Genomic DNA, 18,255 nt, shown 5'->3' with positions numbered 1-18,255 from the left:
GGAGCCCGGGACGAATGACTGATCCGATCACCGTCCCGGGCCTCGCCGCCCCGGCCGAAATCCTGGTCGACCGCTGGGGCATCCCGCACCTGACCGCGGCCAGCCTGGACGACCTGTTCTTCCTGCAGGGCTTCAACGCCGCCCGCGACCGGCTGTGGCAGATCGACCTGTGGCGCAAGCGCGGCCTGGGCCTGCTGGCGGCGGATTTCGGCCCCGGCTACCTCGCCCAGGACATCGCCTGCCGGCATTTCCTCTACCGCGGCGACATGGTCGCGGAATGGGCCGCCTATGCCGAGGATGCGGAGGCGATCTGCACCCGCTTCGCCGCCGGCATCAACGCCTATGTCGCCCTGACCGAACGCGAGCCGGACCGGCTGCCGGAGGAGTTCCGGATCTTCGGCACAAAGCCGGCGCGCTGGCGGGCGGAGGATGTCGTCCGCATCCGCAGCCACGGCCTGACCCGCAACGCGCTGTCGGAGCTGGCCCGCGCCCATGTGCTGGCCGGCGCCGACGCCGCGACCGACCGGCTGCGCAAATCGATCGAGCCGCCGGTGGCGGTCGGGCCGGTGCCCGGCTTCGACCCCGTGGCGGTGCCGCCGGACGCGCTGCAGCTGTTCCGGCTGGCCATGGCGCCGGTGACCTTCCCGCCCGAACGGCTGGCGGCGACGCTGGATGAGGCCGGGCGGTGGCGCGAGGTCACCGATCTGGGCGAGGTGCTCCGGGCACCCGAAGCGGAAGGATCCTCCGACGGGTCGAACAACTGGGCCGTGCATGGCAGCCGCACCAGCACCGGCCGGCCGGTGCTGGCCACCGACCCGCACCGTGCCCATGCCGTGCCGTCGCTGCGCTACCTCGTCCACCTGACCGCGCCGGGCTTCGACGCGATCGGCGCCGGCGAACCCTGCGTGCCCGGCATCATGATGGGGCACAACGGCACCGCCGCCTTCAGCCTGACCATCTTCGGCGCCGACCAGGAGGATGTGTATCTCTACGAGACCCGGCCGGACGATCCCGACTCCTACCGCTACGGTGCGGGCTGGGAGCGGATGCGGGCGGTCGAGGAACGCTTTGCCGTCAAGGGTGCGGCGGAGCAGGCGCGGACCCTGCGCTTCACCCGGCACGGGCCGGTGGTCCATGCCGATACCAACAGGCGCAGCGCCGTGGCGGTGCGGTCGGTGTGGTTCGAGCCCGGATCGGCCGCCTATCTCGCCAGCCTGAGCGGCATGCGCGCCCAGGACATCGACGGCTTCCGCGCGGCGATGCGGCGCTGGGGCACGCCGTCGGTCAACCAGGTCTATGCCGACATTTCGGGCACCATCGCCTGGCTGCCGGCCGGCCATGTGCCGCGGCGGCCGAACTGGCACGGCCTGGCGCCGGTGCCGGGCGACGGCAGCCATGAATGGGACGGCATGATGGACCCGGCGCTGATGCCGGTGCGGATCGACCCGCCCGAGGGCTTCGTCGCCACCGCCAACGAGCTGAACCTGCCGGCCGACTGGCCGCATGACCAGCGCCCGGTCGGCTTCGAATGGCTGGAGGCCAGCCGCGCCGTGCGCATCCGCGAGGTGCTGGGCGGGCAGGACCGTCACAGCCTGGCGGATGCGCAGGACCTGCAGGCCGACACCCTGTCGGTGCCGGCGCGGCGGATGCTGCGGCTGCTGGCGCCGCTGGAGTCGGGGGACGCGGCCCTGGCCCTGCTGCGCGGCTGGGACGCGCGGCTGGAGGCGGATTCCGCTGCCGCCGCTCTGTTCGAGCTGTGGTGGACCAAGCACCTGAAGCCGGCGCTGTTCGCCCTGGTGGTGCCCGACCCCGCCATCCGCAAACTGCTGGCGCCGGGCGACGTCGCCGGCATCCTGGCGGCGCTGGAGGAACCGGACGGGCGCTTCGGCGCCGACCCCGCTGCGGTGCGCGACGCGCTGCTGCTGGAGACCCTGGCCGCGGCCTGGGCGGATGCGGCGCGGCGGCTGGGGCCGGATCCCGCCGCCTGGCGCTGGGGCGACCTGCATCACGGCTATTTCGGGCATCCGGCCAGCACCGTGGCGCCGGACCGGAAGGCCGAGCTGGATGTCGGCCCGCTGGCCAAGGGCGGCGGCGCCTCCACCGTCATGCACGCCGCCTATCGCCCGGACAGCTTCCAGGTCACCAACGGCGCCTCGGTCCGCATTGTCATGGATGTCGGCGACTGGGACCGCAGCACCTGCATCAACACCCCCGGCCAGTCCGGCGACCCGCGCTCGCCGCATTACCGCGACCTCGCGCCCCTGTGGGCCCGCGGCGAGCAGGTGCCGCTGCTGTACAGCCGCACAGCCGTGGAAGACGCGGCCGAGACCCGCATCGCGCTGGTGCCGCAGCCGTAGGTTGGGTTCGCGATTCCGCGAACCCAACATTCCGACCTCCCCCATAGGACGCCGTTCCCGCCTTGACAGGTCCGCTTGAGCGGATGAAGATCGTTTGTATACGAATGAAATGCCGGCCGGGTAACGACGGGCTCTTCGGAACAGGATCAGGCCAGGGAGATCCCTTCATGCATCTCCGGACAGGGCAGCTCCGGCCCAGCGGACCATGGGCGACCAGCCGCGCCGCGCCCTTCGGCGCCGGGCGCGCCGCCGCGGCCGCACAGCAGAATCGAGACTGACATGTCCCAGCCGACCGCCCCGGACAAGACTGCCGACGGCCGCATCCGCTGCGATGCCTGCCCGGTGATGTGCTACATCAAGCCCGGCGCCGCCGGGGCCTGCGACCGCTATGCCAACCATGACGGCACGCTGGTCCGGGTCGACCCGCATGTGGTGCTGGACCGCACCCTGGCGCAGGGCGGCAGCGTGGTGCCGTTCACCCGCACCAGCGACTGGGACGGCAAGCTGGTGCGCGGGCCGGAAACCTTCGTCACCGCGATCGGCGCCGGCACCACCTATCCCGACTACAAGCCGGCGCCCTTCATCGTCTCGGCCGAGGTCGACGGCGTCGACATGGTCACCGTGGTGACCGAGGGCATCTTCAGCTATTGCGGCGTCAAGGTGAAGATCGACACCGACCGCCATCTGGGGCCGGAGCGCAGCTTGGTGCGGGCGCAGGGCGAGCCGGTCGGCCATGTCACCACGGGCGAATACGGGTCGCAGATGCTGTCGCTGGGCGGCGTGCATCACCTGACCGGCGGCAGCAAGAAGGAAGGCCGCGTCACCTGCGACACGCTGCTGGAGCTGAGCAACGGCCGCGCGGTCGAGCTGACCATCGACGACGGCGCCACCGTGATCGTGCAGGCCGGCCGGCCGCCGATCGTCAACGGCGCGGCGGAAGAGCGGATGCGGGTCGGCTGCGGCTCGGCCACCATCGGCATGTTCGCCAAGCAGTGGCAGGGCAAGGTCGACGAGGTGGTGGTGGTCGACGACCACATCACCGGCGTGCTGTCGGAGCACCAGGCCGGCAAGCTGCTGGGCATCGCCGAGACCGGCATCAATATGAAGGGCCGGCGCTCCACCCCCGGCCGCTATTTCCAGGTGGCCCAGCCCGGCACCGGCTGGGGCGGCACCGACATCTCCGACCCGCTGTCGATCCTGGGGCCGTTCAACCCCAAGACGGCCCGGGCCGGCCTGACCATGCTGATGGTCAGCACCACCGGCGAGCATTTCGCCTATTACAAGCTGGACGACGAGCTGCGGCCGGTGCAGCAGGAGCTGCCGCCGCTGCTGCGGCAGTCGATCGAGCGGATCGAGGAGAATTGCGAGCCGGCGCTGTGCACCGTGCTGTTCATGGGTGGGGCCGGCGGGTCGCTGCGGTCCGGCGTCACCGAGAACCCGGTGCGGCTGACCCGGTCGGTCAAGGAAGCGCTGACCTATGTCACCTGCGGCGGCGCCCCGGTCTATGTCTGGCCGGGCGGCGGCATCACCTTCATGGTCGATGTGACCCGGGTGCCGGAGAACGCCTTCGGCTATGTCCCCACCCCGGCCCTGGTGGCGCCGATCGAGTTCACCCTGCGCCTGTCCGACTATGAGGCGCTGGAGGGGCATATGGATCATGTCCGCCCGATCTCCTCGCTCGGGGTCGACATGGCGCGACGGCAGGTGCCGGGCCATCGCGACAACCCCTGGCCCTTCGCGCCGCAGGGCGCGAAGCGGTCGCACGGCTGAGGCCGCCAATGGCCCGAATCCCGCAGATCGCGCTGCTGTCCGACGGGCGGCGCCTGCATCTGCAGGACGGGCCGATCGACCTGGTCGTCGAGGCGACCGGGGCGGAAGCGGCGGTGCAGGCCGCCTACGCCGCGGCGGCGCGGCGCTTCACCGGCCTGCTGGACCAGCTGTGCGACGAGCTGCCGGCGCTGCGGGCGCCGGCCCGGCCCGGCCGCTCCCCGCTGCAGGGCCCGATCGCGCGCCGCATGCATGACGCGGTGGCCCCCTACGCCGCCGAAACCTTCATCACCCCGATGGCCGCGGTGGCCGGTGCGGTGGCCGAAGCCGTGCTGGCGGCGATGGTCGCGGCGGCACCGCTGGACCGCGCCTATGTCAACAATGGCGGCGACATCGCCCTGCACTTGGCGCCGGGCGAACACTTCACCATCGGCCTGGTCGACCGGCCCGATAAGCCCGGCCTGTTCGGCACCACGGCGCTGGCGGCCGAGGATGCGCTGCACGGCATCGCCACCAGCGGCTGGCGCGGCCGCAGCTTTTCGCTCGGCATCGCCGATGCGGTGACGGTGCTGGCGGTCGGTGCCGCCGATGCCGATGCCGCGGCCACGGTGATCGCCAATGCCGTCGACCTGCCCGGCCATCCCGCCATCCTGCGTCAGCCGGCCCGCGACCTGCAGCCCGACAGCGACCTGGGCGACCGCCCGGTGACCCGCGGCGTCGGCCCGCTGCACCCCGCCGAGATCGACGCCGCCCTTGAGGCCGGCGCGGCCGTGGCCGAGGACCTGGTCGCCCGCGGCCTGATCCGCGCCGCCGCCCTGCACCTGGCCGGCGAGACCCGGACGGTGGGGTTGGGCGGGGATATGCTTCCCGTCCCTCAGATGTCATTCCCGCGAAAGCGGGAATCCCAAAATCCACAGCACAGAGCCTGATCCATGCCCGAGGTCGAGATCCGCAAGCGCCTGGTCACCATCGAGGAGATCTTCCACGAGGGCGGGCCGCCGGCCGCGACGCCGCTGCGCCGGGGGGCGATCATCGCCGTGATCCGCAACCCCTTCGCCGGCCGCTATGTCGAGGAGATCGCCGGCTTCATGGACGACCTGAAGCCGCTGGGCCTGGCCATGGCGCAGCAGCTGATCCAGGCGCTGGGCGGCGACCCGAAGGCGATCCAGGGCTACGGCAAGGGCGCCATCGTCGGCGCCGCCGGCGAGCTGGAGCACGGCGCGCTGTGGCATGTCCCTGGCGGCTACGCCATGCGCGAGGCGCTGGGCGGCGCCAAGGCGATCGTGGCCTCGGCCAAGAAGGTCGGCGGCCCCGGCACCCGGCTGGACGTGCCGGTCACCCACATCGACGCCTCCTATGTCCGCAGCCATTTCGACGCGATGGAGGTCGGCGTGCCCGACGGGCCGAAGGCGGACGAGATCGCGCTGGTGCTGGTGATGACCACCGGCGCCCGCGTCCACGCCCGCGTCGGCGGGCTGAAGGCCAGCGAGATCAAGGGCGAGGACGGGCTGCGATGACCGCGAAGATCCGCAAGATCGTCACCGTGGTCGAGGAGACCGTGACGGAGATGGGCCGGCCGGTGACCCCGCCGACCCGCCGCGCCGCCGCGGTGGCGGTGATCGAGAACCCCTTCGCCGGCCGTTATGTCGACGACCTGACCGAGCTGTTCGAGATCGGCGAGGAGCTGGGCGCGTTGCTGGCCGCGAAGGCGGTGGCGGCGCTGGGCATCGAGGGATCCCGCGCCGAGAGCTACGGCAAGGCTGCGGCGGTGGGCGAGAATGGCGAGCTGGAGCACGCCGCCGCCATCCTGCACCCGAAGCTGGGCACCCCGGTGCGCAAGGTGCTGGGCAAGGGCGCGGCGCTGATCCCGTCCTCGAAGAAGCGCGGCGGCCCCGGCGTGGCGCTGGACATCCCGCTGGGCCACAAGGACGCGGCCTATGTCCGCAGCCATTTCGACGGCATGGAGGTGCGCATCGCCGATGCGCCGCGCGCCGGCGAGATCGTGGTCGCCGTGGCGGTGACCGACAGCGGCCGCCCCCTGCCCCGGGTCGGCGGGCTGAAGACGAGCGAGATCAAGGGCGAAGACGGCCTGCGCTGAATCGGGCAAACCACAAGGCAGCCCCACCCAACCGGGACACGAAGGAGACAGGGATGAAGGCAAGGTTTCACGTGGCGGCGGCGCTGGCGCTGGTCGCCGCCCTCGGCACCCCGGCAGCCGCCGGGGCGCAGGAGATCAAGATCGGCGAGATCAACAGCTATTCGGCTTTGCCGGCCTTCACCGAGCCCTACCGCAAGGGCTGGCAGCTGGCGATCGAGGAGATCAACGCCGCCGGCGGGGTGAACGGGCAGAAGCTGGTCGTCGTCTCCAAGGACGACGGCGGCAAGCCGGCCGACGCCGTGACCGCCGCCAATGAGCTGGTGTCCAGCGAAGGCGTCACCATGCTGGCCGGCACCTTCTTCTCCAACATCGGCCTCGCCGTGTCGGATTTCGCCAAGCAGAAGAAGGTGTTCTTCCTGGCCGCCGAGCCGCTGACCGACGCCGTCACCTGGGCCAACGGCAACCGCTACACCTTCCGGCTGCGCCCGTCGAACTACATGCAGGCGGCGATGCTGGCCGAAGAGGCGGCGAAGCTGCCGGCCAAGCGCTGGGCCACGGTGGCGCCGAACTACGAATACGGCCAGTCGGCCGTGGCGGTGTTCAAGCAGCTGCTGTCGGCCAAGCGCCCGGACATCGAATGGGTGAACGAGCAGTGGCCGCCGCAGGGCAAGATCGACGCCGGCGCGGTGACCCAGGCCCTGGCCGCGGCCCAGCCCGAGGCCATCCTGAACGTCACCTTCGGCGCCGATTTGGTGAAGTTCGTGCGCGAGGGCAACACCCGCGGCCTGTTCGAGGGCCGGTCGGTGGTGAGCTTCCTGACCGGCGAGCCGGAATACCTCGACCCGCTGAAGGACGAGACCCCGGCCGGCTGGATCGTCACCGGCTATCCCTGGTACGCGCTGCATACCCCCGAGCATGACGCGTTCCTGAAGGCGTACCAGGCCAAGTACAACGACTATCCGCGCCTGGGTTCGATCGTCGGCTACACCACGATGAAGGCGGCGGCGGCGATCCTGGCCAAGGCCGGGTCGACCGACACCGACAAGCTGATCGCGGCGGCCGAGGGCATCGGCCTCGACAGCCCGTTCGGCCCGATCACCTTCCGCAAATCCGACCACCAGTCGACCCTGGGCGCCTTCGTCGGCAAGACCGCGGTCGAGGACGGCAAGGGCGTGATGACCGACTTCCAGTACCGCGACGGCGCCGCCTACCTGCCGAGCGACGCCGAGGTCGCCAAGCTGCGGCCAGCGGAATAGCCCTCCTTGTCCCCCCTCCCCTCGCGGGAGGGGGCTAGGGGGAGGGGGTTCGGGCCCGCGAGAACCGTTCGGATGGTCCGACCTCGAGAGCAATTTAAAACCGGCAACGCCGGAGTCCCGCATCGGCAACCCCCTCCCCCTACCCCCWCCCGCAGGGGGAGGGGGGACTAGAACAAGTAACGGGAGAGGCTTGGTGGATTTCCTCGTCGCCCAGTTCCTGACCGGCCTCGCCAGCGCCGCTTCGCTGTTCCTGGTGGCGTCGGGCCTGTCGATCATCTTCGGCGTGACGCGGATCGTGAACTTCGCGCATGGCGCCTTCTACATGCTGGGCGCCTACCTCGCCTACACCCTGACAGAGCGGCTGTCCGGCGCGGTCGGCTTCTGGGCCGCGCTGGTGCTGGCCGCCTTGGCCGTCGCGGTGCTGGGCGCGCTGCTGGAGATCGTGCTGCTGCGCCGGATCTACCGCGCGCCGGAGCTGTTCCAGCTGCTGGCCACCTTCGGCGTCACCCTGATGGTCGAGGACCTCGTGGTCCTGATCTGGGGGCCGGAGGATCTGGTCGGCCGGCGGGCGCCGGGGCTGCGCGGCGCGGTGCAGGTCTTCGGCCAGCCGCTGCCGCTGTACGACCTGTTCCTGATCATCCTCGGACCCGTGGTGCTGGGCCTGCTGTGGCTCTTGTTCCGGCGCACCCGCTGGGGCGTGCTGGTGCGGGCCGCGACCCAGGACCGCGACATGGTCGCCGCCCTCGGCGTGAACCAGAAATGGCTGTTCACCAGCGTCTTCGCGCTCGGCGTTTTCCTGGCCGGGCTGGGCGGCGCCCTGCAGATCCCGCGCGACGCGGTCAGCCACGGCATGGATCTGCGCATCATCGTCGAGGTCTTCGTCGTGGTGGTGATCGGCGGCCTGGGCAGCGTGCCCGGCGCGTTCATCGCCGCGGTGCTGGTGTCGGAGCTGAACGCCTTCGGCATCCTGGTCTTCCCCACCATCTCGCTGGTGCTGGTGTTCCTGGTGATGGCCTGCGTGCTGGTGGTCCGCCCCTGGGGCCTGCTGGGCAAGCCCGAGGCGGCGGCGCGGCCCACCGTCGGCATCGGCCTGCGGCCGTGGCGGCCCTTCGGCAAAACCGAGCGCATCGTCCTGCTGGTGGTGGTCGCGGCCGCCGCCCTGCTGCCGACCGTGGCCGGCGCCTATGCCCTGACCGTCGCCACCGAGATCGCGATCTTCGCCCTGTTCGCCGCCAGCCTGCAGTTCCTGATGACCACCGGCGGCCTCGCCTCCTTCGGCCATGCCGCCTATTTCGGCCTCGGCACCTATGGCGCGGCCTTCGCGGTCAAGGCGCTGGGGCTGCCGATGGAGGCGGCGCTGCTGGCCGGCCCGCTGTTCGGGCTGCTGGGCGCCGCCCTGTTCGGCGCCTTCTGCGTGCGGCTGTCCGGCGTCTATTTCGCCATGCTGACCCTGGCCTTCGCCCAGATCGCCTGGTCGGTCGCCACCCAATGGGTCGAGGTCACCGGCGGCGACAACGGCATGCTGGGAATCTGGCCGTCCGCCTGGGCCTCCAGCCCTGCCGGCTTCTACTGGCTGGCGCTGGCGGTCGCCGCCGCCGGCATCGCCGTATTGCGCATCCTGACCTTCTCGCCCTTCGGCTACGCCCTGCGCGGGGTGAGGGATTCGCCCCAGCGGGCCGAGGCGATCGGCATCGGCCGGCCCAAGGTGCAATGGGTCGCCTTCCTGGTCGCCGGCACCATGGCCGGGCTGGCCGGGGCGATGTTCGCCTTCCTCAAGGGCAGCGTCTTCCCCGACAATCTCGGCATCCCGGTGTCGATCGACGGGCTGGTGATGGTGCTGCTGGGCGGCATCGAGACCGTCTCCGGCGCCGTGGTCGGCGCCATCGTCTACAAGGCGCTGGCGATCTGGCTGGTCAGCCAGACCGACCTGTCGAAGCTGATCCTGGGCGGCATCATCGTGCTGCTGGTCGTGGCCTTCCCCAAGGGCCTGGTCGGCTTCGTCGAGGAGGTCCGCGGAAGGCGGCGGAAGGGGGCCGCCTCGGTTTCGGCCGCCGCATCCCCCATGGAGGCCGCGGAATGAGCCCGCCGCTGCTGCAGGTCGAGGGCCTGGCCAAATCCTATGCCGGGGTGCAGGCGGTGCGCGGCGTCGGTTTCACGCTGCAGGCCGGCGAGATCCTGGCCCTGATCGGCCCGAACGGCGCCGGCAAGAGCACCTGCTTCAACATGCTGAACGGCCAGATCCGGCCCGATGGCGGCCGCATCCGGCTGATGGGGCGCGACACCACCGGCCTGGCGCCGCGCCGCGTCTGGCGCCTGGGCGTCGGCCGCACCTTCCAGATCGCCGCCACCTTCGCCTCGATGACGGTGCGCGAGAATGTGCAGACCGCGCTGCTGTCGCACCGCCCCATATCCACGACGAGTTTGGCCGGCTTCGGCTTTGCCGGCCGGGCCCATCGCGGCGAGGCCGACGCGCTGCTCGACCTCGTCGGGCTGGGTGATGCGGCCGGGCGGGCCTGCGGCGAGCTGGCCTATGGCGACGTCAAGCGGCTGGAGCTGTCGATCGCCCTGGCCAACGACCCGAAGCTGCTGCTGATGGACGAGCCGACCGCCGGCATGGCGCCGAAGGAACGGGTCGAGCTGATGCGCCTGACCGCGACCATCGCGCGGGAGCGGCAGATCGGCGTGCTGTTCACCGAGCACGACATGGATGTGGTGTTCGAACATGCCGACCGGATCATGGTGCTGAACCGCGGCGCGCTGATCGCCGAGGGCCCGCCCGACACGGTGCGCCGCGACCCTCAGGTCCGCGCGGTCTATCTCGGCGACGGCCTGGTCTACGATGCCCGGCACCGGCAAGAGGTGACTGCGTGATGTTGACCGTCTCCGGCCTCAACGCCCATTACGGCCCGGCGCATATCCTGTTCGATGTCGGCTTCGAGGTCGGCGCCGGCGAGGTGGTCGCCTTCCTCGGCCGCAACGGCGCCGGCAAATCCACCACCTTCCGCTCGCTGGTCGGGCTGGTGCCGCGGCGCGAGGGCCGCATCCAGTTCGGCGGCGCCGAGATCTCGACCCGCGCGACCTATGAGATCGCCCGTGCCGGGCTGGGCTATGTGCCCGAGGACCGGCGCATCTTCACCGACCTGACGGTGGAGGAGAACCTGGCCGTCGGACGCCAGCCGTCGCGGCCGGGCGTGCCGGACTGGACGCCGGAGCGGCTGTACGCCCTGTTCCCCAACCTGGCCGAGATGCGCGGCCGGCTGGGTGGGCGGATGAGCGGCGGCGAGCAGCAGATGCTGACCATCGCCCGCACCCTGATGGGCAACCCGTCGCTGGTGCTGCTGGACGAGCCGTCGGAGGGGCTGGCGCCGAAGATCGTCGAGCAGATGGCCGACGCCATCCTGGCGATGAAGCGCGAGGGCTTGAGCGTCCTGCTGTCCGAGCAGAACCTGCATTTCGCCCGGCTGATCAGCGACCGCGCCTACATCATCGAGAGCGGCCGCATCCGCTTCGGCGGAACCATGGCGGAGCTGGAAGCGCAGCCGGAGATCCGCGACGCCTATCTGGCGGTGTGATAGGAAGCCGCGATGACCGTATCCGCACCCGCGACCCGCCGGCGCAAGGCCCCCGAGGGGCCCTACCATCTCGACGACCAGATCGGCTTCATCCTGCGCCAGGTCAGCCAGCGCCATGCCGCGCTGTTCGCCGCCGGCATCGGCGACGACCTGACCGCCACGCAATGGGCGGTGCTGGCCAAGCTGCAGGAACGCGGTCCCTGTTCGCAGAACCGGCTGGGCCGGCGCACCGCGATGGATGCGGCGACGATCAAGGGCGTGGTCGACCGGCTGGGCAAGCGCGGGCTGATCGAGACCCGCCCCGACCCGGAGGACGGCCGCCGGCTGGAGGTGGCGCTGAGCCCCGCCGGCCACGCCTTGGCCGAACGCACCGCGCCCAACGCCCTGCGCATCACCGAGGAGACGCTGGCTCCGCTGGACGATGCCGAGCGGAACCAACTGATCGCGCTACTGCGGAAGCTGAGCTGAGGCGGTCGGCAGCGGGCTGCTTCCCCGCCGTCATCCCCGGCCCGGCTGAGCGATTCCACAGGAATGAGCTAGGTTTTCATTGTCATTGCCCGGCTTGACCGTGGCATGACAAGTGAGAGGCGTAGCGACAGTGAGCCGGCCTAAGCCGGGATCGCCTGCACGGTCGCCGCCTCGAGGTCGGACACCCGGTCGAGCCAGACCGTGCCGGAGCCTTCGGTCTCCCACATCGCCAGGTGGGCGAAGACGTGGTTGGGCACTGCGCCGTGCCAATGCTCGACATCCGGCGGGATCACCACGGTGTCGCCCGGCTGCAGCCGGATCGGCGGCTCGCCGCGCTTCTGCACCTGGCCGATGCCCGTGGTGACATACAGCAGCTGGCCGATCGGATGGGTGTGCCAGTTGGTCCGGGCCCCCGGGCTGAAGGTCACCAGCGACGCGTTCAGCCGCGAGGGCCCGTCGGCGACCACGACCTCGTTCATCCACACCGCGCCGGTGAAATAGTCGGCCGGCGCCGGCTTGCTGGTCCGCGCCGCAGCCTTGATCACCTTCATCGCTTCTCTCCGCCTGATCGGTTCGACCGCCGCCATGGGGCGCCGGATGAGGGGATATGATAGGCCAGTTGCCGCCGGCGATGGGCCGCGATCGCCACTGCGCGGGCAAACGTCGCAAGCCTGCCGCTGCGCCGGGCTTCATCAAGATTTCATGGACTTCGCTGGATTGAAATCTTTAGACTGATCTCCGTAAGAAGATTTCGACCGGCATTTCAAATCAGCAGCGGTCCTCGCATTCAGACCGCCAACGCATGTCCCGGGGCGAACGCCGGGACCGACCACGGATCTCGACAGGGGGAGAGATGACGACGATTCCGGGCACCGAAGGCGACGACCGCCTGTTCGGCGACGACACTGGCAACGACAACCTCTACGGCCTCGGCGGCAACGACCTGCTGCGCGGGCTGGGCGGGGACGACTGGCTCGAAGGCGGGGCCGGCGACGACAACCTCTATGGCGGGCTCGGGGCCGACACCTTCATCGGCGGCGACGGCATCGACATCCTGAACTACGGCGACAGCGCCAGCGGGGTCTCGGTCAACCTGACCACCGGCCTCAACCATGGCGGCGCCGAGGGCGACATCACCCTCGACAGCTTCGAGATCGTGCGCGGCAGCCTGTTCGACGACAGCCTCGTCGGCGACGGCAACGCCAATGCCCTGCGCGGCCTGGCGGGAGACGACACGCTGCGCGGCCTCGACGGCGACGACATCCTCGACGGCGGCAGCGGCGCGGATTATCTCGACGGCGGCAGCGGCGACGACCTGCTGCGCGGCGGCCAGGGCGGCGACAGCTTCCTCGGCGGCGCCGGCCAGGACGGGGTCAGCTACGCCATCAGCGACGCCGGGGTGGTCATCGATCTGGCCGCGGGCACCGCCCATGGCGGCTTCGCCGAGGGCGACCGCTTCTTCGACCGGGTCGAGATCCTGGACGGCAGCCTGTTCGGCGACAGCCTGACCGGCGGCGACGCGGATGACAGCCTGAACGGGCTGGACGGCGACGACGACCTTCAGGGCGGTGGCGGGGACGATGTCCTGCAGGGCGGCGCCGGCGCCGATGTCTTCACCGGCGGGATCGGCACCGACACGGTCGACTATGCCCACAGCCAGGCCGGCATCGCCGTCGATCTCGGCACCGGCGCGAACCATGGCGGCGACGCCGAGGGCGACAGCTTCGGCGATGCCATCGAGATCATCCGCGGCAGCCGCTTCGCCGACAGCCTGGCCGGCGGCGCCCATGGCGACACCCTGTTCGGGGCGGGCGGCGCCGACCTGCTGGACGGCGGCGGCGGCGACGACGTGCTGGAGGGCGGCGCCGGTGCCGACAGCTTCATCGGCGGCGACGGTATCGACATCGTCAGCTATGCCAGCAGCGTGACCGGCGTGACGGTCGACCTGACCGAGCCGGGCCGCGCCTTCGGCGACGCCCGGGGCGACCAGTACCTCAGCGGCATCGAGATCATCGAGGGCAGCCGGATCGCGGGCTGTTCGATGCGCGGCGACGGCGACGCCAACAACTTCCGCGGCCTGGGCGGGTTGAACAGCTTCAGCGGCGAGGGTGGGGACGACATCCTGGAAGGGGCGCAGAATCTCGACATCCTGTCGGGCGGCGCCGGCGACGACACGCTGCGCGGCAACGGCGGCAACGACTATCTCTATGGCTATGAAGGCGCGGACATCGTGGTCGGCGGCGCCGGCCAGGATTTCATGGAAGGCGGCGCGGGCGCGGACCGCTATGTCTTCACCGCCGTCACCGATGCGGTCCCCACCGAGCCGAACGGCAACCGCGACATGATTTCGGGCTTCTCAGCCGCCGAGGGCGACATCATCGACCTCGGCGCCATCGACGCGGATGGCAATGCCGCCAATGGCGACACCGCCTTCACCATCGTCACCGGCGGGTTCACCGGCGCCGGGGCCGAGCTGCTGATCGTGCCGGTCGGCGGCGGGGGCCACGTCCAGATCCGGCTGGATGTGGACGGCGACCAGCGCGCCGACTTCCTGGCCCACGTCTTCGCCTTTCCGGCGCTGACCGCCGCCGACTTCGTGCTGTAAGAGGGGTCCCTACCCCTTAACGACCACGGGCACCCGGGTCGCCGGCGGGGTGTTGCGGCTGCGCTGGCTGCGCACCACGCCGTCGATCACGGTCATGCCGACGCCCGGCAGGTCGCCCAGCTGCACGCTTTCCAGCATCGACGTGCCGGCGGAATGCTGCGCCGTATCCAGGAACACGAAATCGGCCGACCAGCCGGTTTCGATGATGCCGGCGTCGAGCTTGCGCATCCGCGCGGTGTTGCCGGTGGCGAAGCAGAAGGCGGTTTCGGCCGCCACCCCGCCCAGCGACGACAGCATCGACACCATGCGCAGGATGCCCAGGGGCTGCACGCCGGAGCCGGCCGGCGCGTCGGTGCCGAGGATGACGCGGTCGAGCTGCCCCATCTCCTTGGCCGTGCGCATGGTGAACAGCGCCGCCCGCTCATTGCCGTTATGCACCAGTTCCAGCCCGCGCTTGCAGCCCTCGCAGATGCAGCGGATCTGGCCGTCCGGCAGGGCGGTGTGGCCGCCATTGATGTGGCCGACGACGTCGGCGTCGGTCTCCAGCACCACGTCCTTGTCGATCAGGCCGGAACCGGGGATCGAGGGGCCGCCGGTGTGGATCGTGCTCTGGATCCCGTATTTGCGGGCCCAGCCGACCATGCGGTTGGCGGTCGGGCCGTCCTTGACCCCGCCCAGGCCGATCTCGCCCAAGAGGGTGACGCCGGCATCGGCCAAATCCTTGAAGTCCTGCTCCTCCATCTCGTGCTCGATCACCGGCGCGCCGGCATGGAGCTTCACGCCGGAGGGGCGGAAGGCGGAGAAGCTGCGCTGCGCCGTGATCGCCAGCGCCTTCAGCCCGACGATGTCGCGCGGCCGGCCGGGCAGATGCACCTCGCCGGCCGAGATCATGGTGGTGACGCCGCCATGCAGGCTGCTGTCGATCCAGCCGATCTGGTTCTGCCGCGGCGTCCAGTCGCCGATGACAGGGTGGACGTGGCTGTCGATCAGGCCGGGCGCCAGCGTGGTGCCATGGGCGTCGATCACGGTGGTGGCGCCTTCGGTGTCGACATCCTTCTCGCGCCCGATGGCGGCGATGCGGCCGTCGATCGCGACCACGGTGTCGGCGTCGAGGATCGGCGCCTCCAGCTTGCCGCTCAGCAGCAGGCCGATGTTGCGGATCACCAGCTTGGCCGGGCCGGCCGGCTTCTGCGGCTCGTCATGCGCCATGGGACGTTCCTTTTGATCGCTGCGCCCGTGCCGGGCTGCCTTCACCTGTCGTGAGCGATTGACATTACGGCCGATCGCCCGTATTTATTGTTTGTATACAAACAATAAATCACCCAAGCAAGGGTGCCTTGCGAATTCGTCGCAGCCGAAAAGTCGTATCGGCATCGACATGAACGAGGTCGTCGGTCACATTCCGCGCTTCGCGCGCGGGGCCATAGTCCGCGCCTTGCGCGTGGGCACGAGCGTCAGGGAGCACGAGCGGTGAGCAATTTCTACGAAGAGCGGGTCCTGAGCGTCCACCATTGGACCGACACGCTGTTCAGCTTCAAGACCACGCGCGACCCGACCTTCCGGTTCAAGAACGGCCAGTTCACGATGATCGGGATCCAGGTCGAGGGCAAGCCGCTGCTGCGCGCCTATAGCGTGGTCAGCCCGAACTACGAGGACGGCCTCGAGTTCTTCTCGATCAAGGTGCAGAACGGGCCGCTGACCTCGCGCCTGCAGCATCTGAAGGAAGGCGACCCGGTCATCGTCGGCCGCAAGGCCACCGGCACCCTGGTGCTGGACAACCTGCTGCCCGGCCGCAACCTGTACCTGATGGGCACCGGCACCGGCCTGGCGCCGTTCATGAGCCTGATCCGCGACCCCGAGACCTATGAGCGCTTCGAGAAGGTCGTGCTGCTGCATGGCTGCCGCCAGGTCAGCGAGCTGGCCTATGGCGAGCTGATCACCAAGGACCTGCCGCAGGACGAGTTCCTGGGCGAGGAGATCAGCAGCAAGCTGATCTACTACCCGACCGTGACGCGCGAGCCGTTCCGCAACCGCGGCCGGATCACCGACCTGATCACCTCGGGCCAGCTTTTCACCGACATCGGCCTGCCGGCGCTGGAAGCCGAGCACGACCGGGTGATGCTGTGCGGCAGCCCGCAGATGCTGGCCGACCTCAAGATCATGCTCGAGGGCAGCGGCTTCAGCGAGGGCAACCACGGCGAGCCCGGCCACTACGTCATCGAGAAGGCCTTCGTCGAGAAGTAAGCTCAGGGCGGCGCTGCCGCCGGCGATGGAATGCCAAGGGGCTGCCGGAGCGATCCGGCGGCCCCTGATGCTTTTTGGGGCCGCCTCCCTCAATTGTCATGCCACGGCTTGCCCCGGATCAAGTCCGAGGGGTGGCATCCAGGGGCCGGCAGGCAGCGCTCTCGAAAGCCCCTGGATTGCCCGGTCAAGCCGGGCAATGACAATAAGGGAAGGATGGCTTCGTCATCTGTGCCATCTTCCTGCAAAAACCTGCCCATCCATGCGCAAACCGAGCAGGACAACCTGCCGCGCGACCCGCTTTCGCACGGAACGCCCACGTCGGCGCTGGTATCATCCTGGAAGATCCGCCACGCCAGGAGCACCCGATGGGCCCCTATCCGCACGACGCGCCGCCGGCCGAGATCACCGAGGCCAACCCGATGGGCACGGACGGCTTCGAATTCGTCGAATACGCCTCCGCCGAGCCGGAGAAGCTGGGCGCGCTGTTCGAGACCATGGGCTTCGCCCCGGTGGCGCGGCACAAGTCCAAGCGGGTGACGCTGTACCGCCAGGGCGACATCAACTTCATCGTCAATGCCGAGCCCGACAGCTTCGCCAGCGACTTCGCCCGCAAGCACGGCCCCTGCGCCTGCGCCATGGCCTTCCGCGTCGCCGATGCCGGGCACGCCTTCCGGCGCGCGGTGGCGCTGGGTGCCAAGCCGGTCGAGAGCCGGGTCAATGCCGGCGAACTGCAGATCCCGGCGATCGAGGGCATCGGCGGGTCGCTGCTGTATTTCGTCGACCGCTATGGCGCCAAGGGCTCGATCTACGATGTCGACTTCGAGTGGACCGGCGAGGCCGAGCCGCACCCGGAGGCCGCCGGCCTCTACTATCTCGACCACCTGACCCACAACGTCCATCGCGGCCAGATGGATGTCTGGACCGGCTTCTACACCAGGCTCTTCAACTTCCGGCAGATCCGCTACTTCGACATCAACGGCAAGATGACCGGGCTGTTCTCGCGCGCCCTGACCAGCCCGGACGGCAAGATCCGCATCCCGATCAACGAAAGCGCGGATGAGAAGAGCCAGATCGAGGAATATCTGCGGGCATACAAAGGCGAGGGCATCCAGCATGTCGCCATGGGCAGCCGCGACATCTATGCCTCGGTCAGCCAGCTGGCCGACAACGGCCTGGCCTTCATGCCGGCCCCGCCCGACACCTATTACGAGAAGATCGCCGACCGGCTGCCCAAGCATGGCGAGCCGGTGGAAAAGCTGCGCGACCTGGGCATCCTGATCGACGGTGAAGGCGTGGTCGAGGGCGGCTACACCAAGACCCTGCTGCAGATCTTCTCGCAGACCGTGATCGGCCCGATCTTCTTCGAGTTCATCCAGCGCAAGGGCGATGACGGCTTCGGCGAGGGCAATTTCCGCGCCCTGTTCGAGAGCATCGAGGAGGACCAGATCCGGCGCGGCGTGCTGTCGGCCGACAGCGACGCGGCGTGAACGGCAACCCCTTCGCGCCGGAGGCGGGGCCGGCCTGGCGCCGGCACCCGCAGGCCCCGGCGCCCGGCACCGCGCTGGGGCGGGTGGACGAGATCGAGGATCCCGGCGTCCGCGTGCTGTCCTTCGGAAGCGGACGGCGCGTGTTCTCGATGCTGCTGGTCCGCCACGGCGACGCGGTGCGCGCCTTCCTCGACGCCTGCCCGCACAACTGGCTGCCGCTGAGCTGGCGCGGCGGCAGCCTGCTGAGCGAGGACGGTGCCCGCCTGGTCTGCTCCAACCACTTCGCCGAGTTCGACGCCGATGACGGCCGCCCCGTCTCCGGCCCCGCCGATTGCGGCCTCGACGCCATCCCGGTCCGGGTCGAGAACGGCGCCATCGTGATGGGGTGAGGTCGACGGCCG

16 protein-coding genes are annotated in these 18,255 nt (G+C 70.1%); 14 read left to right on the top strand and 2 right to left on the bottom strand.

Annotated features, from left to right (window positions below):
- Positions 1-14: 14 nt before the first annotated feature.
- The 10 genes from AB4112_RS01205 to AB4112_RS01160 all read left to right on the top strand — a co-directional run bounded on the left by AB4112_RS01205 (position 15) and on the right by AB4112_RS01160 (position 11,518).
- Positions 15-2,357 carry a penicillin acylase family protein gene (locus AB4112_RS01205; protein ID WP_309801432.1) on the top strand — a complete coding sequence of 781 codons (2,343 nt, stop codon included), beginning with the start codon at positions 15-17 and terminating at the stop codon, positions 2,355-2,357.
- Positions 2,358-2,636: 279 nt separating this feature from the next.
- Positions 2,637-4,127, top strand: a complete 1,491-nt coding sequence (locus AB4112_RS01200) for a 6-hydroxynicotinate reductase (protein ID WP_441716711.1) — start codon at positions 2,637-2,639, stop codon at positions 4,125-4,127.
- Positions 4,128-4,135: 8 nt separating this feature from the next.
- Positions 4,136-5,053 carry a UPF0280 family protein gene (locus AB4112_RS01195; protein ID WP_441716709.1) on the top strand — a complete coding sequence of 306 codons (918 nt, stop codon included), beginning with the start codon at positions 4,136-4,138 and terminating at the stop codon, positions 5,051-5,053.
- Positions 5,054-5,056: 3 nt separating this feature from the next.
- Positions 5,057-5,641 (top strand): amino acid synthesis family protein, encoded by a 585-nt coding sequence (locus AB4112_RS01190; RefSeq protein ID WP_441716707.1) that lies wholly within the window; start codon positions 5,057-5,059, stop codon positions 5,639-5,641.
- Positions 5,638-6,222, top strand: coding sequence for an amino acid synthesis family protein (locus AB4112_RS01185; protein ID WP_441716705.1), 585 nt, complete (start codon positions 5,638-5,640; stop codon positions 6,220-6,222). Before AB4112_RS01190 ends, AB4112_RS01185 begins: the two co-directional genes overlap by 4 nt.
- A gap of 53 nt (positions 6,223-6,275) precedes the next feature.
- Complete coding sequence (locus tag AB4112_RS01180) at positions 6,276-7,478, top strand: ABC transporter substrate-binding protein (RefSeq protein ID WP_441716703.1); 1,203 nt, start codon at positions 6,276-6,278, stop codon at positions 7,476-7,478.
- Positions 7,479-7,671: 193 nt separating this feature from the next.
- A complete protein-coding gene (locus tag AB4112_RS01175; RefSeq protein ID WP_441716702.1) occupies positions 7,672-9,558 on the top strand; it encodes an ABC transporter permease in 1,887 nt (628 codons plus the stop codon).
- Complete coding sequence (locus tag AB4112_RS01170) at positions 9,555-10,349, top strand: ABC transporter ATP-binding protein (RefSeq protein ID WP_441716700.1); 795 nt, start codon at positions 9,555-9,557, stop codon at positions 10,347-10,349. The genes AB4112_RS01175 and AB4112_RS01170 overlap by 4 nt, the downstream gene beginning before the upstream one ends.
- On the top strand, positions 10,349-11,050 hold the full coding sequence (locus tag AB4112_RS01165; protein ID WP_309801484.1) for an ABC transporter ATP-binding protein: 702 nt from the start codon (positions 10,349-10,351) through the stop codon (positions 11,048-11,050). The genes AB4112_RS01170 and AB4112_RS01165 overlap by 1 nt, the downstream gene beginning before the upstream one ends.
- 12 nt (positions 11,051-11,062) lie before the next feature.
- Positions 11,063-11,518, top strand: a complete 456-nt coding sequence (locus tag AB4112_RS01160; protein ID WP_441716698.1) for a MarR family winged helix-turn-helix transcriptional regulator — start codon at positions 11,063-11,065, stop codon at positions 11,516-11,518.
- A gap of 140 nt (positions 11,519-11,658) precedes the next feature.
- Here AB4112_RS01160 and AB4112_RS01155 read toward each other — a convergent pair whose 3' ends face one another.
- Entirely contained in the window at positions 11,659-12,069 is a 411-nt protein-coding gene (locus AB4112_RS01155) for a (R)-mandelonitrile lyase (RefSeq protein ID WP_441716696.1), read from the bottom strand.
- A 302-nt stretch (positions 12,070-12,371) separates the two neighbouring features.
- On the opposite strand from AB4112_RS01155, the gene AB4112_RS01150 reads away from it, so the two are divergent.
- Positions 12,372-14,123, top strand: a complete 1,752-nt coding sequence (locus AB4112_RS01150; protein ID WP_441716694.1) for a calcium-binding protein — start codon at positions 12,372-12,374, stop codon at positions 14,121-14,123.
- Positions 14,124-14,132: 9 nt separating this feature from the next.
- On the opposite strand, the gene AB4112_RS01145 is transcribed toward AB4112_RS01150, so the two are convergent.
- Positions 14,133-15,332, bottom strand: coding sequence for an amidohydrolase family protein (locus tag AB4112_RS01145; protein WP_309801420.1), 1,200 nt, complete (start codon positions 15,330-15,332; stop codon positions 14,133-14,135).
- 261 nt (positions 15,333-15,593) lie between these two features.
- Here AB4112_RS01145 and AB4112_RS01140 point away from each other — a divergent pair, with 261 nt between their 5' ends.
- The 3 genes from AB4112_RS01140 (at position 15,594) to AB4112_RS01130 (ending at position 18,243) form a co-directional block, all read left to right on the top strand.
- Positions 15,594-16,367, top strand: coding sequence for a ferredoxin--NADP reductase (locus AB4112_RS01140; RefSeq protein ID WP_309801419.1), 774 nt, complete (start codon positions 15,594-15,596; stop codon positions 16,365-16,367).
- A gap of 365 nt (positions 16,368-16,732) precedes the next feature.
- Complete coding sequence (gene hppD / locus AB4112_RS01135) at positions 16,733-17,854, top strand: 4-hydroxyphenylpyruvate dioxygenase (protein ID WP_309801418.1); 1,122 nt, start codon at positions 16,733-16,735, stop codon at positions 17,852-17,854.
- Positions 17,851-18,243 carry a Rieske (2Fe-2S) protein gene (locus AB4112_RS01130; protein ID WP_309801417.1) on the top strand — a complete coding sequence of 131 codons (393 nt, stop codon included), beginning with the start codon at positions 17,851-17,853 and terminating at the stop codon, positions 18,241-18,243. The genes hppD and AB4112_RS01130 overlap by 4 nt, the downstream gene beginning before the upstream one ends.
- Positions 18,244-18,255 lie beyond the last annotated feature (12 nt).

Origin of the sequence: Inquilinus sp. 2KB_23 (assembly GCF_052115705.1) — a bacterium.
Taxonomy (GTDB): Bacteria; Pseudomonadota; Alphaproteobacteria; order DSM-16000; family Inquilinaceae; genus Inquilinus; species Inquilinus ginsengisoli_A.
This window is presented reverse-complemented; position numbering and strand designations above follow the sequence as displayed.